Origin of the sequence: Alienimonas californiensis (assembly GCF_007743815.1) — a bacterium.
GTDB classification, from domain to species: domain Bacteria; phylum Planctomycetota; class Planctomycetia; order Planctomycetales; family Planctomycetaceae; genus Alienimonas; species Alienimonas californiensis.
Genome location: NZ_CP036265.1, coordinates 244,837 through 270,758, shown reverse-complemented (window position 1 = coordinate 270,758; position 25,922 = coordinate 244,837). Strand labels below are relative to the sequence as shown.

The 25,922-nt window shown below is 69.8% G+C and carries 19 protein-coding genes and 1 pseudogene; 6 read left to right on the top strand and 14 right to left on the bottom strand.

Going from position 1 to position 25,922, the window contains the following annotated elements; translation table 11 throughout:
- Positions 1 to 6: 6 nt before the first annotated feature.
- Positions 7 to 1,123, bottom strand: a pseudogene (locus tag CA12_RS01110) (IS630 family transposase).
- A gap of 225 nt (positions 1,124 to 1,348) precedes the next feature.
- Here CA12_RS01110 and CA12_RS22350 point away from each other — a divergent pair.
- Positions 1,349 to 2,340, top strand: a protein-coding gene (locus CA12_RS22350; protein WP_145356775.1) for an IS630 family transposase whose coding sequence is annotated in 2 segments (ribosomal slippage) — positions 1,349 to 1,729 and positions 1,732 to 2,340 — 990 coding nt in all. Because the reading frame shifts where the segments join, the coding sequence is not laid out codon by codon here.
- An 18-nt stretch (positions 2,341 to 2,358) separates the two neighbouring features.
- Here CA12_RS22350 and CA12_RS01100 read toward each other — a convergent pair.
- Positions 2,359 to 2,505 (bottom strand): hypothetical protein, encoded by a 147-nt coding sequence (locus tag CA12_RS01100; protein WP_207622092.1) that lies wholly within the window; start codon positions 2,503 to 2,505, stop codon positions 2,359 to 2,361.
- A 35-nt stretch (positions 2,506 to 2,540) separates the two neighbouring features.
- Positions 2,541 to 3,776 carry an IS701 family transposase gene (locus tag CA12_RS01095; protein WP_242688094.1) on the bottom strand — a complete coding sequence of 412 codons (1,236 nt, stop codon included), beginning with the start codon at positions 3,774 to 3,776 and terminating at the stop codon, positions 2,541 to 2,543.
- Between the two features lie 59 nt (positions 3,777 to 3,835).
- On the opposite strand from CA12_RS01095, the gene CA12_RS01090 reads away from it, so the two are divergent.
- The 3 genes from CA12_RS01090 (at position 3,836) to CA12_RS22340 (ending at position 5,920) form a co-directional block, all read left to right on the top strand.
- Positions 3,836 to 4,613 (top strand): IS5 family transposase gene (locus CA12_RS01090; protein WP_242688093.1). Its coding sequence is split into 2 segments (ribosomal slippage): positions 3,836 to 4,216 and positions 4,218 to 4,613, totalling 777 coding nucleotides; the frame shifts between segments, so codons are not numbered across the junction.
- A gap of 153 nt (positions 4,614 to 4,766) precedes the next feature.
- Entirely contained in the window at positions 4,767 to 5,255 is a 489-nt protein-coding gene (locus CA12_RS22345; RefSeq protein ID WP_207622091.1) for a helix-turn-helix domain-containing protein, read from the top strand.
- Positions 5,222 to 5,920, top strand: coding sequence for an IS630 family transposase (locus tag CA12_RS22340; RefSeq protein WP_207622090.1), 699 nt, complete (start codon positions 5,222 to 5,224; stop codon positions 5,918 to 5,920). The genes CA12_RS22345 and CA12_RS22340 overlap by 34 nt, the downstream gene beginning before the upstream one ends.
- Before the next feature lie 38 nt (positions 5,921 to 5,958).
- Here CA12_RS22340 and CA12_RS01080 read toward each other — a convergent pair whose 3' ends face one another.
- The 3 genes from CA12_RS01080 to CA12_RS01070 all read right to left on the bottom strand — a co-directional run bounded on the left by CA12_RS01080 (position 5,959) and on the right by CA12_RS01070 (position 10,897).
- Positions 5,959 to 6,975 carry a hypothetical protein gene (locus CA12_RS01080; protein ID WP_207622089.1) on the bottom strand — a complete coding sequence of 339 codons (1,017 nt, stop codon included), beginning with the start codon at positions 6,973 to 6,975 and terminating at the stop codon, positions 5,959 to 5,961.
- Between the two features lie 21 nt (positions 6,976 to 6,996).
- Complete coding sequence (locus tag CA12_RS01075; RefSeq protein ID WP_145356772.1) at positions 6,997 to 8,496, bottom strand: MBOAT family O-acyltransferase; 1,500 nt, start codon at positions 8,494 to 8,496, stop codon at positions 6,997 to 6,999.
- A 376-nt stretch (positions 8,497 to 8,872) separates the two neighbouring features.
- A complete protein-coding gene (locus CA12_RS01070; protein ID WP_145356770.1) occupies positions 8,873 to 10,897 on the bottom strand; it encodes an AI-2E family transporter in 2,025 nt (674 codons plus the stop codon).
- A gap of 192 nt (positions 10,898 to 11,089) precedes the next feature.
- On the opposite strand from CA12_RS01070, the gene CA12_RS01065 reads away from it, so the two are divergent.
- Positions 11,090 to 13,390, top strand: coding sequence for a glycoside hydrolase family 5 protein (locus CA12_RS01065; RefSeq protein WP_145356768.1), 2,301 nt, complete (start codon positions 11,090 to 11,092; stop codon positions 13,388 to 13,390).
- A 120-nt stretch (positions 13,391 to 13,510) separates the two neighbouring features.
- On the top strand, positions 13,511 to 16,294 hold the full coding sequence (locus tag CA12_RS01060) for a PAS domain-containing protein (protein ID WP_145356767.1): 2,784 nt from the start codon (positions 13,511 to 13,513) through the stop codon (positions 16,292 to 16,294).
- Between the two features lie 84 nt (positions 16,295 to 16,378).
- Here CA12_RS01060 and CA12_RS01055 read toward each other — a convergent pair whose 3' ends face one another.
- The 8 genes from CA12_RS01055 to CA12_RS01020 all read right to left on the bottom strand — a co-directional run bounded on the left by CA12_RS01055 (position 16,379) and on the right by CA12_RS01020 (position 25,908).
- On the bottom strand, positions 16,379 to 17,719 hold the full coding sequence (locus tag CA12_RS01055) for an oligosaccharide flippase family protein (RefSeq protein WP_165700474.1): 1,341 nt from the start codon (positions 17,717 to 17,719) through the stop codon (positions 16,379 to 16,381).
- On the bottom strand, positions 17,716 to 18,360 hold the full coding sequence (locus CA12_RS01050; protein WP_145356763.1) for a PIG-L deacetylase family protein: 645 nt from the start codon (positions 18,358 to 18,360) through the stop codon (positions 17,716 to 17,718). The genes CA12_RS01055 and CA12_RS01050 overlap by 4 nt, the downstream gene beginning before the upstream one ends.
- A gap of 16 nt (positions 18,361 to 18,376) precedes the next feature.
- Positions 18,377 to 19,297 (bottom strand): sugar phosphate nucleotidyltransferase, encoded by a 921-nt coding sequence (locus CA12_RS01045; RefSeq protein WP_145356761.1) that lies wholly within the window; start codon positions 19,295 to 19,297, stop codon positions 18,377 to 18,379.
- 60 nt (positions 19,298 to 19,357) lie between these two features.
- On the bottom strand, positions 19,358 to 20,653 hold the full coding sequence (locus CA12_RS01040; protein ID WP_145361222.1) for a class I SAM-dependent methyltransferase: 1,296 nt from the start codon (positions 20,651 to 20,653) through the stop codon (positions 19,358 to 19,360).
- Positions 20,650 to 22,101 carry a DUF4910 domain-containing protein gene (locus tag CA12_RS01035; protein ID WP_145356760.1) on the bottom strand — a complete coding sequence of 484 codons (1,452 nt, stop codon included), beginning with the start codon at positions 22,099 to 22,101 and terminating at the stop codon, positions 20,650 to 20,652. The genes CA12_RS01040 and CA12_RS01035 overlap by 4 nt, the downstream gene beginning before the upstream one ends.
- A gap of 10 nt (positions 22,102 to 22,111) precedes the next feature.
- On the bottom strand, positions 22,112 to 23,425 hold the full coding sequence (locus tag CA12_RS01030; protein ID WP_145361220.1) for a glutamate-1-semialdehyde 2,1-aminomutase: 1,314 nt from the start codon (positions 23,423 to 23,425) through the stop codon (positions 22,112 to 22,114).
- 208 nt (positions 23,426 to 23,633) lie between these two features.
- Entirely contained in the window at positions 23,634 to 24,806 is a 1,173-nt protein-coding gene (gene rfbG, locus CA12_RS01025; RefSeq protein WP_145356758.1) for a CDP-glucose 4,6-dehydratase, read from the bottom strand.
- Positions 24,807 to 24,906: 100 nt separating this feature from the next.
- Positions 24,907 to 25,908 (bottom strand): glycosyltransferase family 2 protein, encoded by a 1,002-nt coding sequence (locus tag CA12_RS01020; protein WP_145356756.1) that lies wholly within the window; start codon positions 25,906 to 25,908, stop codon positions 24,907 to 24,909.
- Positions 25,909 to 25,922 lie beyond the last annotated feature (14 nt).

Genomic DNA, 25,922 nt, shown 5'->3' with positions numbered 1-25,922 from the left:
GCACCTCTAGTGTCCTGAGTTGGAAGTTCGTTCGCATTTTCTGCGGACGCGGTCGAGGATTAAATCGGCGTCGGCCGTCCACACGAACGGCTTGGCGTTCCGGTTGTGTTGGGCGACGTAGTCGTTGATCGCCCGCTCCAACGCCGGCACGCTTTTGAACACGCCCCGCCGCAGCCGTTTGGTCGTCAGTTCCGAGAAGAACCGCTCGACCTGGTTGATCCACGAGGCTCCGGTCGGCGTGAAGCGCCCGTGAGACCGCGGCCGCTTGGCAAACCACCGCCGCACCCGGTCGGTCTTGTGCGTGGCGTAATTGTCCATGATCACGTGCAGTTCGACGGCCTCGCCCTCCGCGTCCGTTCGGGGAATCGCCGCGTCGAGCTGGATTGAGGAACCGCACGAACTCCGCGCTGCGGTGGCGCCGCATGCACTTGCCGACGACCTCGCCGGTGGCCACGTTCAACGCCGAGAACAGGCTCGTCGTCCCGTGCCGGACGTAATCGTGCGTGTGCGACTCCGGCCGCCCGGGCCGCACCGGCTCGACCGGCGCCGAACGCTCGAGCGCCTGACACTGGCTCTTCTCGTCGACCGAGAGCACGATCGCGTGTTGCGGCGGCGCAAGGTACAGGCCAACGACGTCGCGGACCTTCTCCACGAACTGCGGGTCCTTGGAGAGCTTAAACGTCTCCGACAGGTGGGGCTTCAGGCCGAACGCCCGCCAGGTCCGCGAGACGGCCGTCTGCGACAGGCCAGACGCCGTCGCCATCCCGCGGGTGCTCCAGTGCGTGGCGTTCTCCGGCGTCGACTCCAGCGTCCGCGTGACGACCGCCTCCACCTGCTCGTCGGTGATTCTGCGGGGGGCCCCGCAGCGGGGTTCGTCGGAGAGGCCGTCGAGCCGGTCGACCTCAAACCGGGTGCGCCACTTGTGGACGGTCGTGTTGGTCACGCCCAAATCCTTGGCGACGGCGACGTCGGTCTGCCGGCGTCCGGTGCGTGCCGGATCCGAGCAGGCCAGCACGATCCGGCTGCGCAGCGCCAGCGCCTGGGCGGTCTTCGGCCGACGGGCCCAGCGTTCCAACGCCGCCCGTTCCTCCGCCGTGATCTCCATCGGTTCACGCCATGGCATCGCAACCTCCTTCGGGCTTCGCGATCGCCCATTATCCGTCCCGGCCGCCGGGAAAGTAGCTGCGAACTTCTAACTCGGGACACTAGTTAGCGTCGCTCATTCTCTGCGGACGTGGGCTGCAAAGTGTCTTCGGCGTTGCTGCCCGCCTCTGGGCAATAAGATGCGAGAGAGAATGTTCGAGCATGCTGTCGACTTGCTAGAGCAAACCCAGGTGTGGCGTAGCGGATGGGGCGACGGCAAAATGTCGGCGTCCATCCCGCTCACGGAGTCGAGTCGGTGCGTGCGTATTCGGAGGACCTGAGGGAACGCGTCTTGGCCGCCCGCGACGCCGGCGAGCCGACGAAGGTCGTGGCCGACCGTTTCGCCGTCAGTCCCGCCTGGGTGCGGCGACTGGTCCAGCGACGCCGGGAGAGCGGCGTCAGCGAGGTCCCCGCCGCCCGGACCGCGCCGGGACGGACGCGGGTTCTGGCCGGCCGGGAGGCGGAGATCGTCGCGGCGATGAACGCCCGAACCGACCGCACCGTGCGGCAGCTGAAGGCCGATCTGGGCCTGGGCTGCTCGGCGGAGACGCTGCGGCGAGAACTCCGCCGGCTCGGCTTTCGCTACAAAAAAAGACGCTGATCGCCTGCGAGCAAACCCGCCCCGACGTCGCCGACGCCCGGCGGCGTTGGCGGCGGGCCCGCGGCGGCTTCCGGGCCGGGCGGCTGGTCTTTCTGGACGAGACGTGGGCCAAGACGAACATGACCCCGACCCGCGGCTGGGCGCCGCGGGGACGCCGGCTGCTGGCGTCCGTGCCGCACGGCCACTGGCGCACCACGACGTTTTTATGCGGGTTGCGGGCCGACGGTCCGGTCGCCCCGCTGGTCGTCGACGGGGCGATCGACGGGCCGCTGTTTCTGGCGTGGGTCCGGCAACACCTGTGCCCGGTCCTGCGCCGCGGCGACGTGGTGGTGATGGACAACCTCTCCGCCCACAAGGTGGCGGGCGTGGCGGAGGCGATCCGGGCCGTCGGTGCGAAGGCGCGGTACCTGCCGCCGTACAGCCCCGACCTGAACCCGATCGAACTGCTGTTCAGCAAGCTCAAGCGTCTGATCCGGGCCGCGGGCGAGCGGACGGTCGAGGGGCTGTGGCGCCGCATCGGCGAACTGCTCGACCGCTTTCCGCCGTCCGAGTGCCGGAACTATCTCCGCCACTGCGGCTATACACGCTACGCCTGATCGCGGTTCGCTTTAGCACTACAGTTGCACGTCAGTGACCCGGGGAGCGGTATGGCCGCGGGCTTTGTAGTGGCAGAGCATGGCGGCGTATTGATGCCGCCGGCGCCACCGCGACCACGCCAGAACGGCCTCGTCGCAGCGCCTGCGGCCGAAGATTAATCTCACCAGCACGCGACGGATTTCGGGAACCGTCAGTGGGATCAGGTCGTTGTCGCCCGCATTGTCGCAGGCGGCTTCGTTCGCTTTCTCGTCCGTTTTTTGGGGGCGTCCGCGGCCTTGGCCCGAATCGCCGCCAAGGTGGCGTGCGCCAGCATCGACAGCGTCACGTGCCGATGCCAGCCGTCCCAACTCCGGACCTCGTCCTCGTCCAGCCCCGTCTCCTGCTTGGCCTGCTCGAAGCACTCCTCGATCGCCCAGCGGCTGCCGGCGATCTCGGCCAGCTTTTGCAGCGTCGTTCCCTCCGGGGCGCAGGTGAAATAATAGGCCCGCTCGCAAACGCCCGTCTCGGACGCGCCGAGGCTTTCGCGGACCAACAACGCCCTGCGAAAGACGACACCGTCTTCCCGCTCCAGCGGCGCGCTGTGCCGCAGTGCCGCCCAGCGGTAGCGTCGCTCCCCCTTCGTCCCGAAGCCGCAGGACAGCTCCTCCCAAGCCTCGCCGTCGGAGTCGCCGGCGAACTCCCGCACGTACTCTTCGACCTTCAACTGCTGCAGGTCCGGCGTCCACAGCCGCTGCGCCCTGGAGACCGCGACGACGTAGCCCACGCCGCGATCTTCCAGCAGCCGCCGGAACCGATAATCCCCGCCGTAGGCCTCGTCCGCGGTCGCCCAGCCGCAGGGGACGCCGGCGTCCAACGCCCGCTCGACCATCGCATAGGCCAGGGCGGGTTTGGTCGCGAACTCGACGTCCGCGAGGATCTTGGCGGCGGTTCGGCGTTCGGCGTCCTCGGCCCACTCCTGCGGCAGGTACAGGGCCCGGTCGATCAGCGCGTGGCCGCGGGGAGTGCGCAGGGCCAAGAAGACGCCGATCTGGCAATTCTCGATACGGCCGGCCGTGCCTGAATACATGCGCTTCACGCCGACGGACTTGGTCCCCTTCTTCAGGAAGCCGGTCTCGTCCACGATCAGCACGGCTTCTTCGGCTCTCGATCGGTCGCCGAGCCGCTCGAGGACATAGCCCCGCAGGTCGTCCCGCACCGCGTCGGCGTCCCAGCGGGCCCGGGCGATGAAGTGCTGCAGGTTCGTCGGTTTGGACTCGCCGACCTCCTCGGCGAGTTGCCAGCCGTTCTTGCGTTCGACCCGACTGATCAGGCCCCGCAGGTACTGCCCGGCCCGACCCCGCAACTCCGGCCGCCGGAACCGCGGCCCGATCCGCCTGGCCGCGGCGTCGACCTCGCGGGCCCACCGAAGCGCCTCCCGAACGCGAACCGCAGCCACCCCTCAGAGAGCGTGTGAGAAGGCTGGAGGAGGCGGGCGGCGGCCCGTAGGGTCGTGGTATGACGGACCGACCCGCCTACTCCACCGATCTCACCGACGCCCAGTGGGAGCGGCTCAGGCCGCACGTCCCCAAGGCCAAGCCCGGCGGGCGACCCCGCTCGGCGGACATGCGGGAGGTCGTTAGCGCGATCCTCTACGTCGACCGCACCGGCTGCTCCTGGCGGCTGCTGCCGCACGATTTCCCGCCGTGGGGCACCGTCTGGTACTACTTCCGCAAGTGGCGCGACGAGGGCGTGTGGGAGAGGATGAACGCCCGGCTGCGGGAGCGGGTACGCCGACGGGCCGGCCGGAACCCCGAGCCGAGCGCCGGGGCGATCGACAGCCAGAGCGTGAAGACGACCGATCGGGGCGGCGAGAGCGGCTACGACACGGGGAAAAAATGTGAAGGGTCGTAAGCGGCACGTCCTGACGGACACGATAGGCTTGCTGTTGGCGGTCGTGGTGCACGGCGCCGACGTACAGGACCGCGACGGCGGCGAGCGCGTCATGGCGAAGGCGACCGCCTCCTTCGGCCGGCTGCGGCTGATCTGGGCCGACGGCGGGTACGCCGGGCGGTTCGTGGGCTGGGTCGCGGCGAACACGCTCTGGCGGGTCGAGATCGTCCGCCGGAAGTCGAAGGGCTCGGAACTGTTGCCGCGGCGGTGGGTGGCGGAGCGGACGTTCGCGTGGCTGGGCAAGTGCCGGCGGCTGTCGAAGGACTACGAGTACACGACCGCCTCCAGCGAAGCGTTCGTGCAAATCGCCATGATCCACCTCATGCTCCGGAGGCTGGACTGACGCTTCTCACACGCCCTCTCAGATCCTTGAGAACGACTCCCCCGCCGCTCAAACTGTCGCCGCACGCCGGCCAACGTGCAACTGTAGTACTAAGTGCAGCGTCAAGCGGTTACTGCTAGGTTGGGACGCACCGCCTCGACCGATTTTACCGCCATGTCCGCCAAGTACGCCGTTTCCCTCTCCGACGCGCAGCGCGACCGCCTCGACGACCTGACCCGCACGGGGCGCTCCCACGCGCGGGCGATTCGGCACGCCCGCACGCTGCTGCTCGCCGACGCCTCCGACGACGGCCCCGCCTGGGACGACGAGCGCGTGGCCGCCGCGGTCGGCTGCAGCCCCGCCACCGTCGCGCGGACCCGCAAGCGGTTCGTCGAGGAGGGGCTCGACCAGGCCCTGCGCGTCCGCAGAGGCGGACCGCGACGCCAGCCCAAGATCGACGGCGCCGCCGAGGCGCACCTGGTCGCCTTGGCCTGTTCGGAGCCGCCCGCGGGCCGGGCCGCCTGGACGGTGCGGCTGCTCGCCGACCGCTACGTCTCCCTCGGCGTCGCCGAAGGCTGGCTCGACGGGCCCGTCAGTTGCGAAACCGTGCGGCAAACGCTGAAAAAAACGTGTTGCGGCCCCACCGGGTCAAGCAGTGGGTAATTCCGCCGGGGCGGAGCGCGGCGTTCGTGGCGGATATGGAGCGGACGCTCGACGTCTATGCCGAGCCCCGCGACCCCAAGCGGCCGGTCGTGGGCCTGGACGAGCGGCCGTGCGCGTTGGTCGGCGAGGGCCGCGACCCGCTGCCGATGCGGCCCGGCGCCGACGCGCGGCAGGACTGCGAGTACGTCCGGGGCGGGCTCTGCTGTGCGTTTTTAGCCTTCGAGCCCCTGCGGGCGTGGCGCAGAGCGTGGGTCCGGCCGCAGCGGCGGCGGCTGGAGTTCGCCGAGATCGTCCGCGAGTTGTGCGACGAGGTTTATCCCGACGCCGAGGTCGTCCGGATCGTGTGCGACAACCTCAACACGCACACGGCGTCCGCTTTCTACGAACGATATCCGGCCGCCGAGGCGCGGCGACTGGCGGACCGCGTCGAGTTTATTTATACGCCGGTGCACGGCAGTTGGCTCGACGTGGTGGAGTGCGAGTTCTCCGCGATGGTGCGGCAGTGTCTGGGCCGCCGGCGACTGGGCGGGATCGAGACGCTGCGGCGTGAGATCGAGGCCTGGGTCGCGGCCCGCAACGCGGCGGGGGCGACGGTCCGGTGGCAGTTCACGACGGCCGACGCGCGAATTAAACTGAGTCGTCTCTACCCGTCAGTAACCGCTTGACGCTGCACTAAGAATCAGTGTTCTACGTTGCTGCTCGACTACAAAATGCCTCGTCTTTCTAACTCGTCTAACAGTGCGGCGGTGAAAGCCGGAGCGTCCCGCATGTCTAGGTGGGACGTGTCGGGGCATTCAAAATCAGAGAGGGCCGGCACGTCACGGAAGTGAATCGTTTCGGCAGCCGTCAATTCGGCGAGCCGGTCCCAGTGAGACGCTTTCGGGTAGACGATCTGGTTGTGGGTCCAACGCTCGCCCGAAGTTGGGAATCGGATCAGCACAACCTGCCCCCCTCGCTCCTGTATTCGTCTCACCACGGCCCCAAACGTCTCCGCGTTTGCCTCCCACCGCTCCTGGCTCGTGCTTGTGGTCGCCGCCAACATGCGGCGCACACTACGGCGACGACGTTCCTGTAACTCTCCCTGGGCGGCGAGGATGCGAAAGTCGGACGGGCGATAACGGTCCCGCCGCATCGCTTGATACGGGCGTCGCGGCAGTGCCCGACGGTCGATCGCCTCATCGATGAGCCTCCTCCATCCCAGCGACATATGCGTGCAACAAAGCACGCTTTGGCCGTATGAAGAGAGCCGCGCGTTCCACGCTTCGAGGGTCGAAACCTCTAACGTCTGGTCTAATTCTGCAAGGCCTTTGTTCATTCTGCTGCTCTGAAAATGAAAGCTCTGCACGTCAATTATGAGTAGCCCGGCAAAACCGTTGTCCGATAGGTGCTCAGCAAAGGCCGTCGGCTGTAGCGCCGGGAGGGACACGTTAACGAGGCGCGTGTTCGGGAACCTTCGCCTGAAGACCTCAGTGTCGAACCCGCTGGCCATTCTGGACGTGCCGAGCGTCACAACGCCGTCGGGTCGGATGCCTTCCGCCTGAGTCAGAAACCACGCCCGCAATGCCCAGGTGTCGGACACGCCCGGTCCCCAGCCGCGTGACCGCCAAAAGAATTCCAGCCCGACGACTGAGGCGGCGATCAGCAACAGGCACAGTGCTGCCCTCCGCCCGAGCGGCAGTTCGGGTGTGCGTGCGGCAGGAAAAGCGGAAGTGGGTGTCATGTTTCGAACGATACTCGTCTGTCAGAACTGAAAGTAGATAAACGCCTCGTCCGACGGCGGAGAGAGAACGATCAAGACGGTCATCGCCGCCAGTGTGCAGGACGTCACCCACCACGGCAGCCGGTCGGCGACCGCTTCCAGCGTCGTGTTGCGCAGTAGGTAGTGGACTGCCAAGACGCCGCCGACGCCGACACCGGTCAACCCCACGTCCCGCAACAGCAGGCCGCCCTTGCCCATGCCGGACGCACCGGATAGTGCGGAAAGCATTGACCATGCCTGCTCGAAGGTGCCCGCCCGGAAGAACACCCACGTCACACAAATCGCCGCGAAGGTCACGGAGATAAGAAACAGCTCCCCGTACCACCGCCGCCACAATTCCCAGCGGGCGCTCGGCAGTGCCCGCAGGCCGCGTTCGAGGATCAGCAACGCCCCGTGCAGCCCGCCCCAGGCGAGGAACGTCCACGCCGCCCCGTGCCAGATCCCGCCCAGCAGCATCGTCAGCATTAAATTGCGATAAACGAACGCTCGTCCCCCGCGGTTGCCGCCCAACGGGATATACAGGTAGTCCCGCAGCCAGGTGGAAAGCGAGATATGCCAGCGCCGCCAGAAGTCGCTGAAACCGACGGCGGCGTAGGGGTAGCGAAAGTTCTCCGGCAGGGCGAAGCCCAGGCACATCGCCACGCCGATCGCGCAGGTGCTGTACCCGGCGAAGTCGCAGAAGATTTGCCCCGCGAACGCCAACGTGCCGACCCAGGCGCTCACGAACGTGTAGCCCTCGGCCAGCCGTTCTGTGGCCCCCTCGGCCCCGGGCGAGCCGAACACCTGGTTCGCCACTGGGGCCAAGAGGCCATCGGCGACAACTACCTTTTCGAACAGGCCCACGACCAGCAAGCTCAGGCCCCAACTGAATTGAGGCCCGCTCGCCCGCCGGCCGACCTTCGTCGACCCCTCCCGTTCCTCCGGGGCGAGCTGCGGCAGGAAGTCCGTCGCCCGCACGATCGGCCCGGCGACCAGCTGCGGGAAGAAGCTGACGTACAGGGCGAAGTCCAGGAAGCTGTCCCACGGCTCCGCGTTCCCGCGATAGACGTCGATCGTGTAGGAGAGCGTCTGGAAGGTGAAAAAGCTGATCCCGACCGGCAGCAGGATGCTCCACTCCGGCGGCTCGTAGCCGGTCCAGCCCAGACCGTGGACGGCGTCGGCGAAGTTCACCAGCAGGAACTCGCCGTACTTGAAGAAGCCCAGCATGCCCAGATTCGTGGCGAGGCTGGCGAGGAGCCAGCCCCGCCGGGCGACCAGCGAGTCCGCCCGGTGCATCCCCTTGGCGGCGAACCAATCCACGACCGTGCTGAACGCCAGCAGCGCCGCGAACGGCGGGTGGGCTGCGGCGTAGAACAGGTAGCTGAAGGCCAGCAGCAGGCCCTTCTGCATCCCCCACCCGGCCCGCCCGCTCCACGGCGGCACGTAATACGCCAGCAGCACGACCCCGAAAAACAGGGCGAACAGCAGAGAGTTAAACTGCACGTGGGGGCGAGACCTGTACGGCGGCCGGGGGCGACGGGGCGGCGACAGGTTTACCGGGCCCGCGGACGTCGCTCAATGAGTTATGGTCAAATCCTTCCGAGTTGTTCGACGTCCCGTTTGTTCGACAGGGAAGAAGGGCTGTTCCGTCGCCGGCAGGCGGCGGAACCGCAATCGTCAGTCCGACTCCTGCGACGAGCGGCAGGCGTTGGACTGAGGAGGGAAGCCCCTCGGTGGCTTCCCTGTTCGCTGGGGCGGGCGATGAAAAAATGGCTTATTGAGAGGGCGGCCGGCCCGGGGCGTGAGACACTTCGTGAGACGTTTTTGCGCGAAGATCGCGTAGAAAACGTCTCACGGCCGCGCCGCAGAGTCTACTATGCTAGCGTTTCGTGGTCGTGGAGCCGGATTGTGATTCCGGGGGGCGGGGGTTTGAATTGGGGCAGTCGCCGTGGCTGGTCGGGGCGGCGTCGTGGGTTCTCGGGGTGGCGGCGGCGGCGGCGGCGAGGGCGCGGACGTGGGCGACCGCCTCCGCGAGCGTCACGCTGAGGCGGTCGGCGCCCGCGTCCTTCAGACGGTTGCGGAGGCGCTCTGCCCCCGGGCCGCCGCCCCAGAGGCCCACGATAATTGGCAGCTTCGGCGCCGCGGCCCGCAAACGCCGGGTCCACGACCGGGCGTGCGCCCCGGCGCCGGGGGGCAGGGCACTGACGACCACCACGTGCGGTCCGGTCGCCGTCCGCTCCGCGACCTCGCTGACCAACGTCTCCTCGGTCAACGCCTCGGCGTCCCAGCCCCGGGCCCGCAGCAACTGGACGAGCGCCGTGCCGGCGATCGCGTCCGCCTCGTCGCGGGCCGACACGACCAGCGCCCGCGGCGTCCCGGCCGGGGGACCGTCCGCGGTCGTCGTCGCACCGACGGGACCGCCGTTTTTCGGGGCCTCGGCGGCGGTGCGGTCGGCGAGTTCGGCAATGAGGGCACGGGCCTCGTCGTGGGCGAACCGCTCGTGCCGTTCGTCCAGAGAACCGCGGCGCCGGTCGCGCTCCGCCAGCGTCAGGGCCGGCAGCAGGACCGCGTCGTAGAACGCCATCGTCGTCCGCTCCGGCGGAGACTCCGCAGCGCCGGTCGCCTCGCCGGAGGCCCAGCCGGCGGGTTCGTCGGGGTCGAACAGGTGCTCGACGAGGTCGTCCACCTCGTCGGCGTCCATCGAGAGGAACCGCTGATACAGCCGGGCCGCCGGGTCCAGCACCGGCTCGTCGCCTAAAATAACCTGCAGGAAGGCCAGTTGCGGGACGTGCCGACCGACGACCGTCAGGCAGACGGTTAACGGCATTGCCAGGATCAGCCCGACCGGCCCCCACAGCCACAGCCAGAACGCCGCCGCCAGCAGCACGCCCATCGTCGAGACCCCCGTGCCGCTGCCGTACAGCCACGGCTCGATCACGTTGTTGCTGATTAATTCCAGCACGACGAACATCCCGACGATCAGCAGCGGGTCGCTCCAACCCTTGGAAACCACCACCGACAGCGTGATCGGGAACGCCGCCGCGATCCACGGACCGACGTACGGCACGTAGCGTAGCGTCGTCGCCAACAACCCCCAGAGGATCGCGTTGGGCAGGCCGATCACCAGGAGCCCGACGGCCACCGCGGCGCCGTAGGAGGCGTTGACGATCAGTTGCATGAGGAGATAGCGGCTGACCCGCTTGCCGGCTTCCTCCAACACCTGGGTGGTGGCGCCGAGGCGGTCGACGCCGCTGAGCCGGAACAGGCGGTCCCGCAGATCCTCGCGGTCGATCAGCATGAACACGGCGAACACCAGCACGACCGCCGCCACGCCGATCGGCGCCAGCAGCGAACCGAGATAGCCGAGGGCGAACTCCAGCGGCCCGGTGGCGCTCTCGCCGGCGTCGACCTCCACCACTTCCACCGGCACCGGCTTGTCGTCGGCCCCGGCGGCAGGGACCTCGTCGTCGGCGCCCAGCCGGGCCGACAGCCGGTCGTACATTTTCCGCAGCCGGGCGACGGTGCCGTTCTCCGTGCCGGCCTCCATGGAGTCGATCTTGGCGGAGAGGTTCCGTTCGTACTTCGGGAGATCCTGCGCCAGGCCGGCGATCTGCCAGGCGACCACCGCCGCCAGCGACACGACGATCGCCGCCGTCAGGGCGGTGACGAGGATTACCGCCGGCACGCGGCCCAGGCCCCACCGCCGCAACCGCGAGACCAGCGGCGCCAGCAGGAACGTCAACAGGACCGCCAGGGCGAAGGGGAGCAACACCTCCTGGGCGAAGTAGAGGACGGCGATCGTGAACGCGACCCACGCTGCCGTTTTGGTGGTCGCGTCCGGCGCCGCGCCGGGCACGACTCGGGGCGTGCGGGAGACAGGCGGGGGAGCGGGCACCGTCGACATCAGCAGATCGTGCCGTCCCGTCCCGGCCCGCGGTAGCGGGCCGGCGAGCGTCCTCCCCCCGGGGCCATGCCCCGAAGCCCGTGCCCCGAAGACCGTGCCCGGGTATCGGCGGCCGGTCGACAACGCTGCGGGGAGCGATCACACTTCCCGCAAAGAACCCATCGGCCTGATTCGATCCTCGGAGACTCTTGGATGCCGCGTCCCGCTCCCCCGCAATTTGCCGTCGCTCGCCCGTTCGGCGCCGTGGTGCGCGGCGCCGCGTTCGCCCTCGGTCTGGTGCTGCTCGGGGCGGCGGGAGCCCTCACGCCGACGGCGTTCGCTCAGGACGCCCAAACGCCCGCGGCCTCCCTCACCCCCAACCCCGACTTCGAAGTCGACCAGAACGGCGACGGCAAGCCGGACGGCTGGGCGGACGCCCCGACCGGCGGTTCTTGGGCCGTCGAGGACGGCAACCGCTTCCTGCGGCTGACCAGCCCGAAGCCGGGCGAAACGGTGATGCTCTATCAGGAGCTGACGATCCCGGAGGGGGTCGAGGCGCTGAAGCTCTCCTGGCGGCAGCGGGTCGAGGGGTTGAAGGTCGGCCGGCAGTCCTGGTTCGACGCCCGCATCATGATGGAATTTATGGACGCGGAGCGGAAAAAGGTCAGCCCCGGCCCGCCGGCGCCCTCCTCGCGGAAGGACACCGACGGCTGGGTCGAGCGGGAGGTCGAGTTTCTCGTGCCCGCCGGCGCCCGGGGGCTGAAGTTCATGCCGTCGCTGTTCCAGGTGCAGGCCGGCACGTTCGATCTGGACGACCTCGCCCTGCGGCCCGTCGATCCCGGCCCGCTTCGGGAGGCGCTCGATCAGAAAACCGCCGTCCGCGACGCCAAGTTGCAGGCCGACGCCGCCAAACGCCGGGCCAAGGCCGCCGAGCGGCTGGCGGCGGAGGACAATTTAATCTCCAACGGCGACTTTGAAACGGCCGATCCCAAGGCGAAAACCGGCGATCGGCCCAAAGACTGGGGAGTGCCGAAGGACGGCGGGAGCTGGCCGGCGGAGGACGGCAACCGCTTTCTCCGCCTGACCGTGCCGGAGCCGGGGGCGATGGTGATGGTCTATCGCACCTTCGATATCCCCGCCGACGTGAAGGCGCTGGAACTGTCGTGGCGGCAGCGCGTGACCGGCTTGAAAAAGGGCGAGGCCCCCTGGCACGACGCCCGCATCCTGATGGAGTACCACGGGGTCGACGGCAAGAAACTCGGCGGCTCGCCCTCTCCCGCTTATACGCAAAAAGACACCGACGGCTGGGTCGAAGTGAGCAAGAGCTTCCTCGTCCCGGAGGAGGCGCTCACGCTGGTCCTCATGCCCTGCCTGTTCGAGGCGAACGCGGGCACGTTCGAACTGGACGACCTTGTTTTAAGGCCGACCGACCCGGAGCCGCTGCGGATCGCCGCCGCGCAGCGGGAGGCGGAACGGCAGGCCCGGTTCGTGCCCCCCGAGGAGCCGCAACGCGAGAACTGGCCCAGCGAACTCCGCGTGGTCGGCAATCGCCTGCACGACGCGGACGGCAACGAGGTCTGGCTGCAGGGCGTGAACGCCGGCGGCCTGGAAACGCTGCCGGCCGACCGGCAGATGATTAAATCGGTGGTCGTGGCGATCGACGACTGGAAGGCGAACTGCGTCCGCGTCCCGATGAAGGAGTCGTTCTGGTACGGCGACAGCGCCTACCAGAAGGACGGCGGCGAGGAATATCGGGAGATTATCGACCAGATCATCACCCTCGCGGCCAACCGCGGGGCCTATATCGCGATCGACCTGCACCGCTTCCGGGCGCCCAAGCCGGAGCACGCCGCCTTCTGGAAGGACTTCGCCGCGAAGTATAAAGATCATCCGGCGGTGCTGTTCGACGTCTTCAACGAGCCGCACGGGATCAGTTGGGAGGTGTGGCGCAACGGCGGCTGGGTCGGCCTGCCCGAGGGCGTCGACGAGGCGACCTTCCTGACCGACGAGGAAAAACTCGCCAACAACGCCTACCGCTCGGTCGGCATGCAGGGCCTCGTCGACGCCGTGCGGTCCACCGGCGCCAAGAACGTGATTATCGCCTCCGGGATGTTCTATTCGAACGACCTCAGCGGCATCGTGAAGGGCTACGCCCTCGACGACCAGGGCGGCCACGGCATTATGTACGCCTGGCACACCTATAACTGGCACCCCGGCTGGGCGAGCGTCCTGCCCGTCGCGGAGAAGTACCCGATCTTCGTCGGCGAATGCGGTGCCGACGTGACCAAGATGAGCTTCGTCCCCGCCGAGGTTCAGGAGGATCCATACACCTGGGTGCCCGATATGCTCGGGTTCATTCAGAAGCATCGCCTCAATTGGACCGGCTGGTGCCTGCACCCCAAGGCGAGCCCGGTGATGATCTCCGACTGGAGCTACACCCCCACGCCCTACTGGGGCGCCTTCGCCAAACGGGCCCTCGCCGGGGAGCAATTTGAGATGAAGAAGATGCGTTAGCCCCCGCCGGGGCGTTTCTCGCAGGGGCGGACGGGCGGGAATCCGGATCGGGAGGTCGCCCCGCGGCGGGACGGCCCCGCTATCATGGGCGCCCGCATCCGCCGCCTTCGCCCCGCCCGCATGTCCGCCGCCGGTTCCCCGTCCGACCCCCCGGCCGCCGAGTTGTTCGCGGTGGGGGGCGGGGGTTTCGCGACGCTCGCCGCGTTCGCGGACGCGACGTTTGCGGACGCCGGAGCGGAGGGCGCGAGCGTGCGGCGGGGAAGCCGTACCGCGCTGGGAACGGACGGCGTCGCGGGCGAGACGGATCACGGCCGGGTTCTCGTCGATCGGGCGGAACTGCGGACCGCCGAGGCCCGCTTTCGCCGCGCCGCGGAGGTGCGGCGGCTCGCCCTGCACGCCGCGAATCTCGGCACCTGGCAGATCGACGGGCGGACCGGCGTCATTAGTTGGGACGACCGTTCCGCCGAGGTGAACGAGTTGCCCGGCCGGTCCGGCGATCTCGACGCCGTCGTCGACGCCTGCGTGCACCCGGAGGACCGCACGCGGGTGCGGGCGGAGATCGCCGAGGCGCTCGCGTCCGACGCCGAGCAGTGGCCGCGGATGACCTTCCGGCTGCTGATGACCGACGGCCGCGTGAAGTACGTGGCGTTCCAGGGGTGCCCGGACGGCCCCCGCGAGGAGGGCCGCGTGGTCGGCGTCGTGCAGGACGTGACCGCCTCCGAGGAGGCCGCCCGCGGCCTCGCCCAGAGCGAGGGCCGCCTCCGCCTGGCCCTGGACGCGGGCCAGCTGGGCACCTGGGAGATTGACCTCGACACGATGGAGGTCAGTTGGGACGCCCGCACCGCGGAGATCAACGGGCTGCCGTCCGACCGGGACGGCCTGCACACCGCGATCGACGGCTGCGTCCACCCGGATGACCGGGAGGCCCTGAAGGCGGACATGGCGGCGGCGATCGCTTCCGGCGCCGAGCGGTGGGAGCCCATGGCGTATCGCATCCGACCGGCCGACGGCGGCCCGGACCGCTACGTCGTGCTGCACGGTCGCCGCGACGCGCGGGAGAACCGGATCGTCGGCGTCATCCAGGACGTCACCGCCTCCGAGATGTCCGCCCGGGCCGTCGCCGAAAGCGAGAACCGCCTGCGGCTGGCCGTTACCGCGGCCCGCATGGGGGCTTGGGAATACCGCCCGCCCGCCTCGGCTCCCGAGGCGGACGCTCTCCCGCAGGGCGGCACGCCCGCCGAGGCGCCGGAGCGGTTCGTGGCCGCCTTCTCCGGGGGAATGAACTGGTCCGACGAGGCCCTCCGCATCCTCGGGCTCGACCCCGCCGTGGGGCCGGGGCCGGATGCGGCGGCGTACCTGGCGATGGTCCCGCCCGCCGATCACCCGCTGCTGGAAGCCGCGATCGCCGCCGCGGTCGACGCCGCCGGGGACGGCCGCATCGACGTGGAGCACCGCATCGTCCGTCAGGACGGGGAGCTGCGGTGGGTCGCCGTCAACGGGGAGGTGACGTTCGAGGGCGCGGGGCCCAACCGCCGGGCGGTGCGGCACGTCGGCACGATTCGCGACGTGACCGATCTGAAACGGGCGGAGCGGGAACTGCGGTCCCTGACCGAGGACCTCGAACGCCGCGTCGCCGAACGGACCGACCAACTCCGCCGCCTCGCCGCCAAACTGACCGCCGCCGAGCAGGAGGAGCGCCGCCGCATCGCCTACACCCTGCACGATCATTTCCAGCAGTTATTGGTGGGCACGAAGATGTGGGCTGAGCTGGCCCAGGCGGGGGGGGCGGATGGGCGGGAAGCCCTCCGCCGGCTCGCCCCTTTGGTGGACGAGGCGATCGAGGCCTCCCGCACGCTGGCGGTCGACCTCTGCCCGCCGGTGCTCTACGACCGCGGCCTTGCCGAGGCGCTGCAATGGCTCGGCCGCACCTTTCGGGACCAGCACCGGTTCGCCGTCGCGGTGACCGTCCCCGGCCGCGACGACCGTGACGCCGGCGGCGACCGTGACAAAGACGACGACCTCGCGGCCGTCGCCGCGCTGCCCCGGCAGGTGGAGGCGTTCCTGTTCCAAAGTGCCCGGGAACTGCTGCTCAACGCCCTGAAACACTCCGGCGGCCAGTCCGCGGCCCTCGCCCTCGCCCGACCCGGCGGCGGGCTGACGCTGACCGTCCGCGACGAGGGTCGCGGCTGCGAACCGGAGCGGCTGCTGGCGGGCGACTCGCCTTCGCACCTCGCCGGCGGGTTCGGGCTGGCCAACATTCGGGAGCGGGTCGAACTGCTCGGCGGCACGCTGGCGGTGCAGTCCGCGCCGGGCGCCGGCGCCGCGATCTCGATCTCCCTGCCCGCCGAGGAACTGGAGCGACTGGCGCGCGATCGGGCCGACGACGGCGTGGACGCCGCCCGCCTCGCCGCCGACCTCCCCCGCGACGCCCAGCCGCAGCACGAAGCCGCCGCGAAGACTGACGCCGTCCGGGCCTTGCTGGTCGACGACCATACGGTCATTCGCAGCGGGCTGGCGTCGCTGCTGAACGTGCGGGGCGGGGTGGAGATCGTCGGCGAGGCCAGCGACGGGCTGGAGGCGGTCGAACGGGCGAAGGAGTTGCGGCCGGACGTGGTCGTGATGGACGTCTCCCTGCCGAAGCTCGGCGGGGTCGAGGCGACCGCTCGCATCGTCCGCGAGGTGCCCGGCGTGCGGGTGGTCGGGCTGTCGATGCACTCCGAAGCGGCCGTGGGCGAGGCGATGCGGGCCGCCGGCGCCGAATGCTTCCTCAACAAGACCGGCCCCTCCGATCTACTGATCGCCGCCGTCCGCGGCGAATCCCCCGAGCCCCTCGCCGCCCCGCCGGCCGACGATCCCGAGGCCGATCCGGACAACGACGCCGCGGCCGAATCCGGCCGGCGGTGAGCACTGCGCCCCGCGGGGCGGCCGGGCTCGCCTGCTTCCTCGCCCCCGCCGCGAACCGCTCGGCGGAGACGGACCCGGCGCCGGTCACACGGACTCCGGCGGCACCGCGGCCGCGATCGACGTCAGGCGGAGAAAGTCGAATGCGAGCACGGCCGCCGACACGGCGGCGCCCAGCGCCAGCCCCGCCGCGGCGCCCGCCGGGCCGAACGGTCCGGAGAGTGCGGCGGCGCCGGCGGCGGTCACGATCAGGCCGACCAGAATGGCGCGAAAGCTGAGGTCCGGCCGATCGATCGCCGACAGGCCGGCCTCGAAGGCGACGATGAACGACCAGGCGAGCGGAGCCAGCCCGAGCACGCGAATCGCCGACCCGGCGCCGGCGAACTCCGCTCCGTAGATCTGTCGGAGCAGCGTCCCGCCGAAGAGCAGCAGCCCGAGCCAGAACAGCCCGGCGACCGCCGCCAGCAGCGCCGCCGCCCGCAGGACGACCCGCCGCACCGCCGCCGTCCCGCCGGAGCGCCGGGCCTCCGCGGTTTGCGGCACCAGCAGGCTGGCCATCGCCAGGATCAGCGGGTTGCACAGCAGCACGACGTTCTGGGCGCCGGCGTACAGACCGGCGGCGGCGACGCCCGCGGTCGCCGCGAGGATCCACTGCGGGGCGCCGTTCGCCGAGGTGCCGCAAAGCTGCCCCGCGAGAACCCACCGGCCGAAGCGCCAGTTGCGGCCCCAGTCCGACCGCAGCCGCGTCCGCCGCGGCGCGAACTGCCTCCGCCGCAGCGCCAGCCAGGTTCCGCCCGCCAGCGCCGCCGCGGCGCCGACGACCGCCAACGCCGTGAGGGCGTTCAGCGACCCCGCCAGCGCCAGCGCCGCCAGCCCGGACAGTTGCAGCGCCCCGAGCCCGCCGTCCACCGCCAGCGCGCTGCGGAATCGCAGGTGGGCGAAGCTCATCCGCCGGGCGAATTCCCACAACAGCGTCAGCGGCGCCACGCCCGCCAGGCAGGCCAGCACGAGCCCCGCCCCCGGGGCCCCCGCCGCCCCGCACACCGCCGCCGCGATCAGCAGGGCCCCCGCCAGCCCGAGTCCGAAGAGGAGGTGAAAGGCCAGCGCGCTGCCGGCGTACCGCCGGTCGCCGCGGCCGGTCCGCAGCACGGTGTAGGGTTTGGTGACGATCGATTCCTGCACGCAGCCGGCGAGGATCAGGCCGGCGGTCGCCAGGGCGTAGACGCCCAGTTCCTCCGCCCCCGCGAAGCGGCCGACCGTCACGGTGGTGACGAACCGCGTGCCCGAAACCGCCGCCTGATCCGCGATCGCCAACGCCGGATCGGACAGCGCCCGCTCGACCAACGATCGCACGCCGCGAAACGGGCCGACGGTGTTGGGCGGGGCGTCGGCAGTCGCGTCGGGCGGGGCGTCGGCCGCCTGCGTCACAGCACGATCTTCCGCACGTGAAAGCCTTCCGCGAAGCCGCCGTCGGCGTTCGCCTCGATCCCGCGGAGCCGCAGCGTCGCCCGGAACGTGTCCGGCGTGAACCACGCCCGGGTCCGCTGCGAGGCGAAGATTTCGTTCAGCAGTTCGACCTTCCGCTCCGCCGTCGTCCGGTCCAGCGGGACGAACAGGTTCGGCTGGCCAAGGTCCCCCTCGTACTTCGGGATCTCGTATTCCAGCGTCAGATGGTTCCGGAAGTGCTGCCACGTCAGGTCCGCCAGCGCCCGGTGGTCCTGATGGGCGTCGTCCCGGCGATGGGTGAAGATCAGGTCCGGATTGACCGCCCCCGCCAGCGCCCGGAAGCGGTCTTTCAACTGACTATTGAACGGAAAATAGCCGTCGCGGAACCCCTCGACGTGCACCGTCGGTTCGGGCGCCCCGGCGCAAAACAATTCGGCTCCGCGAAGCGCCTCTTCTCGGCGGACTTCATCGTCCGCCCCGCTGAACACGACCCAGGTGATCCGCAGGCCGGGGTTCGTGGCGATCAATCGCAACAGCGTGCCGCCGCAGCCGATTTCGATGTCGTCCGAATGGGCGCCGAGGCACAACACCTCGCGCAGGCCGGTGAGGGACGGGTGAAACATGCGATCGCGGCAGGGGTCAGGCGGCGGCCGGGAACAGGCTGGGCCCGTCGGCCTCGGTCGCCGCGGGGCTCTGGCGCCACAGTTCCCACGGCGCCTGGCCGCCGGCGTACAGGTCGTCGAGCATCTGCTTTTCCTTGAAGGTGTCCATGCACCCGAAAAAGCCGTCGTGTTTCAACGCCGACACCTTGCCGGCCTTCGCCAGCCGGTCGATCGGCTCGGCCACCAGATCCTCGCCCGGCCCCAGCACGTCGAACACCTCATGGTTCAGCACGAAAAACCCGGCGTTGATCCAGGTCTCCGTGTCGGTGACGGCTTTTAATTCCCGCACGCGGCCGTCCTCGGCCATATCGACCGTGTGGAACGTCTGCGACGGCTTGACCGTCATAAAGGTGACGGCGGCCCGCTGACGCTTGTGGAAGCTGATCAGGGAGTCCAAGTTCACGTCGGACAGGCCGTCGGCGTAGTTGGCCAGGAAGGTTTCCTCGCCCTCCAGATGGGGCCGCACGGCCCGCAGGCGCTCGCCGATGGAGGAGGTCGTGCCGGTGTCGACGAACGTGATATTCCAGTCGTGCAGGTCCCGGGCGGCGAGTTGCACCCGCCGGCTATGTCGCCGGCCGCTCTCGGCGCCGGCGGCGTCCGCCCGGCCTTCGACGGGCGCGTCCCCGCCGCGGCGGTCGGCCAGTCCGCGGCGTTCCGGGCCGAACGACAGCGTGAAGTCGTTGGAGACGCACTCGTCGTACTCCAGGAAGTACCGCTTGAACGCCCGCGCCCGCCACCCCAGGCAGAGGATGAAGTCCGTGTGCCCGAAGTGGGCGTAGTACTTCATGATGTGCCACAGGATCGGCCGATCGCCGATCTCGACCAGCGGCTTGGGGACCGACTCCGAATACTCCCGCAGCCGCATCCCGAATCCGCCGCAGAACAGAACGACCTTCATGGCGCTAATAATTATTGTGGGAGGGGAACGGCGGCGGGAAGGGGGCGGAGCGGGCGACGTTCAGAAGACGTCCAACTCCGGAATCGGGACGACCAGTTTGGCCCCCCACTCCCGAACGTACTCCAACTGGGCGCTGATTTCGGGCCGCAGGTTCCACGGCAGGATCAGAACGTAGTCCGGTTTCGTCTCGGCGATACGCTCGGTCGGGTGAACCGGGATGTGCGTGCCGGGCAGGAACTTGCCGTGCTTGTACGGGTTGCGGTCGACGACGTAGTCGAGGAAGTCCTCGCGGATGCCGCAGTAGTTCAGCAGCGTGTTGCCCTTGCCGGGCGCCCCGTAGCCGACGACGGTTTTCCCGTTGCGCTTCGCCGTGATCAGAAAGTCCAGCAGGTCCCGCTTCACTCGCTCCACACGGCGGCCGTAGTCCTCGTAGGTGCGCATCTCCGCCAGGCCGATGGACCGCTCCCGGTCGCACAGCGCCTCGACGGCGGCGGTCACGGGCAGCGGTTCGCCCTGATAATCCGCGTCTTCGTGGCGGGCGTAGACCCGCAGCGACCCGCCGTGGGTGGGGATCTCGTCCACGTCGTACAGCGTCATGCCGTGGGCGGCGAACACCTCCCGCAGGGTCAGGAGGGAGAAGTAGCAGTAATGCTCCTGATAAATCTGGTCGAACTGCGTCTGCTCGAACATGTTCAGCCAGTGGGCGACCTCGACGGTGATCGTCCCGCCGGGCTTCAGGACCCGCTTCATCCCGCCGATGAAGTCGTTCAGGTCCGGCACGTGGGCGGCGCAGTTATTGGCGATCAGCAGGTCCGCGGAGATCCCCTCCGCGGCGAGTCTCTCCGCGACCTCCACGCCGAAGTATTCGACCCGGCTGGGCACGCCGATCTTCTCTGCCGCCGCGGCGCAGTTCGCCGCCGGTTCGATTCCGAGGCAGGGAACGCCCCGCTCGACGAAGTTCTTCAGCAGGTAGCCGTCGTTGCTGGCCAGTTCCAGCACGAAGCTGTCGGAACCGAGATTCAGCCGGTCGATCATGCGGTCGGCGTACTCCCGGGAGAACTGCAGCCAGGAATCGCTGAACGAACTGAAGTAGGCGTACTCCCCGCCGAAGATCTCCCGCCCGCTGACGAACTCCTCGACCTGCACGAGCAGGCATTTTTCGCAGACCCACGCCGACAGCGGATAGAACGGCTCCATCCGGTTCAATTCGTCCCGGGTGAGGAAGTTCTCGCACAGCGGCGACATGCCGAGGTCCACCACGAGTTGCCGCACCGGGGCGGCGCAGAACCGGCAGGGACGATCGACGGAGACCGACGCGTCGGCGGCGGGCGAAGACGCGGGGGCGGGCAGGGTCATCGTGGACATGAAGTCGCGGGGAGGGCGAAGCGGGCGGGACGGGGGCGACGGTCGCCCGCCGCGGGTTCGGTCAGAAAATTGTGGGCGCTCAGGGCGGCGGCGGCCCGGGCGACGGCGGGGAAGGGCAGGCCGGAGCGTTCCGCGACGTCCAGCAGCGAATGCCGGCCGTCGCTGAGGTTCAACACCCACTGCACGGCCCGCTGGGCCGCGGCGGAGGCGGGATCGGACCCGAACGCGGCGTACAGACCGCTGGGGCCGAGCCGCGGTTCTCCGTACGGCTTACGATTAACGTAGGTCCGATTGGCCTCCAGCACGTCGAAAATTGCGGCGCAGACCCCAACAGTCCCCCCCAATCCCGCCGCCGACAGCAGCGACAGGTCGTCCGCGGAGGTGTGATATTGCGGGTACTCCCCGTCCGGCGTGCGGGTCAGCCCGGCGATCGGCAGGTTGAACCCCGGCGAGCAATACTGCCGCTGGTCGTAGCCGAAGGGGGCGAAGTCCCGCAGTTCGGACGGCTCGTCCCGGTGGTTCAACACGACCGCCGCGGCCCGGTCGATGATTGCGTCCCCGCGGCGGGAGCGCCGCAGCGTGAACGGGCCGTCGTCCCCGCAGCAGGCCAACGTCAGCCCGGCGGCAATGCGGTCCGCCCCGTCCCCGAGCAGCCGGTCCCGGTTCGCGGCCAGCCAGGCGATCGCCCCGACCGTCGCCGGGACGAATAACAGGCGATACCCGAACCGCCGCCCGGGCCGGGCGGCGAGCGTCCGGGCCAACTCCGCGGCGACGGCCATCCCGCTGACGCCGTCGTGCGCCAGCGCCGGGTGGCAGACGTGCGTGGAAATCAGGACTTCCGCCGGTTCGTTCCCCGGCCATTTGGGGGCGTCGGCCGGGAGGAACCACTCGGCATAGGTGAGGGAGCCGGGGGCGACGGTCGCGTCGATTCGCACCGCATAGTCCCGCTCCCCGCGGGCGGCGAGGGCGTCGTATTGCTCCTGCGAGACGCAGAACCCCCACCGCGCCCCCGGTTCGCAGGTGCGGAACGGGACGTCGGCCGGGCGGTCCGGCGCCGTATCGAGATGCTCCTTCAGCTCCGACCACGGCACGCGGCGATCGACCGGGGCGGACCCGCTGAGGACGTGCAGATTGCAGCGCCGAAAATCGACAATCCGGCCGGCGGCGGGGTCGGCCGGGTCGGCGATCCAGGCGTCGCGGACATTCCACTCCGGCGGCGCCTCCCAATCGAGGATCGGCGTGCCGGTGGGCACTTCGTGCACCGTCCATTCGCCTCCTTCCCCCGATAATTCGTCTGCCAGCAGGGCGAGCGACCGCCGCACGCCCTCGCCCGTCTTCGCCCGATAGATGCCGAACAGTTCCTCCGCCAGGCGCAGCGCCCGCTGACCCGCGTCCGGGGCGGGGCGAAAGGTCGGCGGATTGGACGGGGGGGCGGCCAGCGGACCGGGGCTAATTGAATTTGCGATACACGACCCGCGAGGGCTGGCCGACGAGGTGGCGCTCGACCCCGTCCTCCAGCGCTCGGGCGTAGACGTCCAGCGCCCCCTCGAAGGCGGCGACGGTGTCCTCCACGTCGCGTTCGGAGTGCGAATAGCTGATGACCAACGACGGGCCGAACACGCCGCGTTTGGTCAATTCCTGAATTAACAGGCTCCGATAGGCTTGGTCCGACTGTCCGTCCGGTCCGCAGGCGCCGAACACGAGGTTGCAGCCGGGGCCAAATATCGGCACGAACTCGATGAGCCCCCGCTGCTTCGCGGCGGCCTCGATCCCGGCCCGCAGCAGGTCGCCGCGGTCGGCCATCGTTTCGCAGACCGGCTCGTCCTGATAGATCTTCGCCACGGCGAGGAACGCGGCCAGGGCGTGCGTTTCGGCGCCGTGGGTGGTGGAGAGCAGGAAGACCCGCTCCGTGTCGTGCCGCAGCCCGCCGAGTTCCATCAGCTCCCGCTTGCCGGCCAGCGCTGAAAGGGAAAAGCCGTTGGCCATCGCCTTGCCGAACGTGGACAGGTCCGGCTCGATTCCGTAGAGCGTCTGCCCGCCGCCGTTGTGATAGCGGAAGCCGGCGATCATCTCGTCGAGGATATAAACCGCTCCCCGCTCCCGACAGAGGGCCTGGGCTTTATGCAGGAAGCCGTCCCCGGGGGCGTCGTATTTGGCCGGTTCGAGAATTACCGCGGCGATCTCGCCGGGATGGGCGTCGAACAACGCCCGCAGGCTGGCCAGGTCGTTATAGCGGAAGGTGAGCGACTGGGCCTTGACGCTCTGCGGGATGCCGGCGTCGATCGGCGTGGTGCCGATGAACCAGTCGTCCACCGAGAAGAACGGATGATCGCCGCACAACGCGACGAGGTCCCGGCCGGTCGCCGCCCGGGCCAGCTTGATCGCGGCGGTGGTGGCGTCGGAGCCGTTCTTGCAGAACTTGACCATCTCCGCCCCCGGCACGATCTCAAGGAAGGCCTCGGCGGCCTCGACTTCGATCACGTGCGGCCGGGTGAAGTTCGTGCCCAGCGACAGGGCGTCCCGCACCGCGTCCAGCACCGGCGCATAGGCGTGGCCCAGGCCGACGGCCCGGCAGCCCATGCCGTATTCGATATAGCGGTTCCCGTCCAAGTCCCAAACGTGGCAGCCTTCGCCGCGGACGAAGAACGGCGGGGCGTTCTCCGGGAATTGATCGTCCCCCTTGGCGTAGGTGTGACACCCGCCGGGGATCAGGTCGTGGGCCCGCCGCTGCAGCGCCCGGGCCGCGGGCGAAACAGGGGAGATCTCGGTGCGAATCTGGGGCGGGGCGATCAAGGGGGCGGGCGGGCTGGCTGGCGGAACGGACTCGCGAGCGCGGCGGCGGAGACTTTACCGTACCTCCGGAGCCGCCCGGTTAGGGGGAGGCGTCCGTTGGGGCGGACGATTCCGCAAATCGCGGTCGGCCATTAGCGAACGGTCGGGTCGAATCGGCTGCGAAGAGGGGCGTTGGGGGTCAGAATTCCCGGGTCACGTCCCGCCGCATGCGCATGGCGGCTTCGTACTGGGCGATCTGCCCCTCGCCGATGCGGCGGGCGGCGGCGGGCTCGTCGCGGTACTCCTTGTACCAGTGCGCCGTCTGCCGCAGGGCCTCCCGCACGTCCCAGACCGGCTTCCAGCCGAGCACGCTCATCGCTTTATCGATCGCGAGATGCAGCAGGCCGGCTTCGCGGGGGTGATTCCCGCCGCTCTCGTCGGTCCACTCGCCGGCGCCCCATTCTTCGAACAGGATCTCGACCACCTCCCGCACCGACAGGGCGTGTCCCGGCAGCGGACCGACGTTGAACCCGCTCAGGAGCGGTTCGACCCGATCCGCCGGCGCCGTCAGCAGGCCGGCGGCGAGCGTCAGGTAGCCGTCCAGCGCCTGCAAGACGTGCTGCCACGGCCGATAGGCGCCGGGGCTGCGGAGCGGCACGGGGTCCCCGGCGTTCAATGCCGCGATCACGTCCACCACCAGCGCGTCGCGGGTCCAGTCGCCCCCGCCGATCACGTTGCCGGCCCGCGCGCTCGCCAGCCGCACGCGGTGCTCCGCCAGCTTGTGCGAGGGGAAGAACGAATGCCGGTAGGAGCGAATCGCCAGCTCCGCCGCCCCCTTGCTGCCGCCGTAGGGGTCGTGATCGCCCATCGCGTCGGTCTCGCGGTAGCCCCAGACCTGCTCCACGTTCTCGTAGCATTTATCGCTGGTCACGCAGACGACCGAGACCGGCTTTTCCCCCCGGGCTGACCGGACTCGAACGACGTCCAGCACCGCGGCGGTGCCCATCACGTTGACGTCGAACGTCTCGAACGGCTCCTCGTAGCCGGTCCGCACGACGGTCTGGGCGGCGAGGTGCAGGATGAGGTCCGGGTCGGCCTCGTCGATCGCCGCGGCCAAGCGTTTGCGGTCGCGGACGTCCGCCCGGTGATCGGCGACCAGCCGCTCCGCGGCGCCGGAGACGATCAGGTGGGCCGGGTCGGTCGGCGGATCGAGGGCGTAGCCGGTCACCTGCGCCCCCAGCCGTTCCAGCCACAGGCAGAGCCAACTCCCCTTGAACCCGGTGTGCCCGGTCACAAACACGGAACGCCCGGCGAACGCCCCGCCGAAGGGGGCGGGGACGTCGGCGAGCGGCGGGGCCGGGCGGTCGGGCATGGGACGGTGCGTCTTGGAGCGGAGAACGAACGGGACGAAGCGAAGCGGAGCGGAGGACGCCGGGCCCGGATCAGACGAGCCGGGCGCGGAAGCGGCGGGGTCAACGGGGGCCGGGCGACGCCGCGGCGACGCTCTTGGCGGCCGCAATCCGTTTCCAGGTGTCGTCGCCCAGTCCGCGGCCGGAGAGCGTGTGGTGCAGCACGCGGCGCCACTTGCCGACCTGCCCGACGTACAGGGCCAGGGTCGCCAGACAGCGGGCGCGGTCGGCGGCGGGCAGGTCCGCCCGCCGGATCGCCGAGAGGTAACCCCGCAGCAGCGTGAGCCGGGCCGTCGAGAACCGCCGGGCGACGCCCCCCGTCGCGAACGCCGCCTCCGCGGACCGGTTCCTCAGATTGCTGGCCGCCCCGGGGTGCACCCGTTGATCGAACAGGACCTCCTGCGGCTCGGCGAAGCGGCCCAGCAGGGCGACTTCGGCCATCAGCAGCTTTTCGGCGCCGAAGCAGGGCAGATACAGCCGCGTGCGCCGGAGGGCGTCGGTGCGGAACAGGCCGAAGGCGTCGGAGCACCAGGTCGTCCCGAGCGTGACCGCCCGGAAACGCTGCCACGGACGCTCCGCGGCGCGGTCGTACCGCAGGCCGGGCGGGTTCAGCAGACTGTGGCTGTCCGCCCCCGGCGGCAGGGCCGGGTCGACCTCCGGGGGCACGACCTCGCCGTCCGGCCCGATATGCCGGGTGAGCGGGTGGCACCACGCCACGCCGGCGTCCTCCTCCAGCCGTTCGACGCAGCGCTCCAGAAACGTCGGGGCGCAGCGGTCGTCGTAGGCGGCCCACTTAAAATAGCGGCCGCGGGCCCGTTCGCAGGCGTAATTGAAGTTCCCGACGGCGCCGTGGTTCTTCTCCCGACGCTCGTACCGAATCCGTCCGTCCCGCCGGGCGGCCTCGCGGCAGAGCTCTTCCGTCGCGTCGCCGGAGGCGTTGTCGGCGATGAACAGCTCGAAGTCCCCGTAGGTCTGGCCGAGCAGCGACTCGAGGCAGCCCATCAGATACCGCTCCGCGTTGTACACGGGCAGGCCGATGCTGACGGGCGGCGCGGCGGAGGACATGCGGCGGGGGCCGG

What these genes read in the sequence shown, in the direction of transcription:
- rfbG (WP_145356758.1), bottom strand. Translation starts at nt 24,806, where the DNA reads ATGCCCGACCGCCCGGCCCCGCCGCTCGCCGACGTCCCCGCCCCCTTC.
- CA12_RS01070 (WP_145356770.1), bottom strand. Translation starts at nt 10,897, where the DNA reads ATGTCGACGGTGCCCGCTCCCCCGCCTGTCTCCCGCACGCCCCGAGTC.
- CA12_RS22345 (WP_207622091.1), top strand. Translation starts at nt 4,767, where the DNA reads ATGTCCGCCAAGTACGCCGTTTCCCTCTCCGACGCGCAGCGCGACCGC.
- CA12_RS01065 (WP_145356768.1), top strand. Translation starts at nt 11,090, where the DNA reads ATGCCGCGTCCCGCTCCCCCGCAATTTGCCGTCGCTCGCCCGTTCGGC.
- CA12_RS01060 (WP_145356767.1), top strand. Translation starts at nt 13,511, where the DNA reads ATGTCCGCCGCCGGTTCCCCGTCCGACCCCCCGGCCGCCGAGTTGTTC.
- CA12_RS01020 (WP_145356756.1), bottom strand. Translation starts at nt 25,908, where the DNA reads ATGTCCTCCGCCGCGCCGCCCGTCAGCATCGGCCTGCCCGTGTACAAC.
- CA12_RS01045 (WP_145356761.1), bottom strand. Translation starts at nt 19,297, where the DNA reads ATGAAGGTCGTTCTGTTCTGCGGCGGATTCGGGATGCGGCTGCGGGAG.
- CA12_RS01050 (WP_145356763.1), bottom strand. Translation starts at nt 18,360, where the DNA reads ATGTTTCACCCGTCCCTCACCGGCCTGCGCGAGGTGTTGTGCCTCGGC.
- CA12_RS01080 (WP_207622089.1), bottom strand. Translation starts at nt 6,975, where the DNA reads ATGACACCCACTTCCGCTTTTCCTGCCGCACGCACACCCGAACTGCCG.
- CA12_RS01040 (WP_145361222.1), bottom strand. Translation starts at nt 20,653, where the DNA reads ATGACCCTGCCCGCCCCCGCGTCTTCGCCCGCCGCCGACGCGTCGGTC.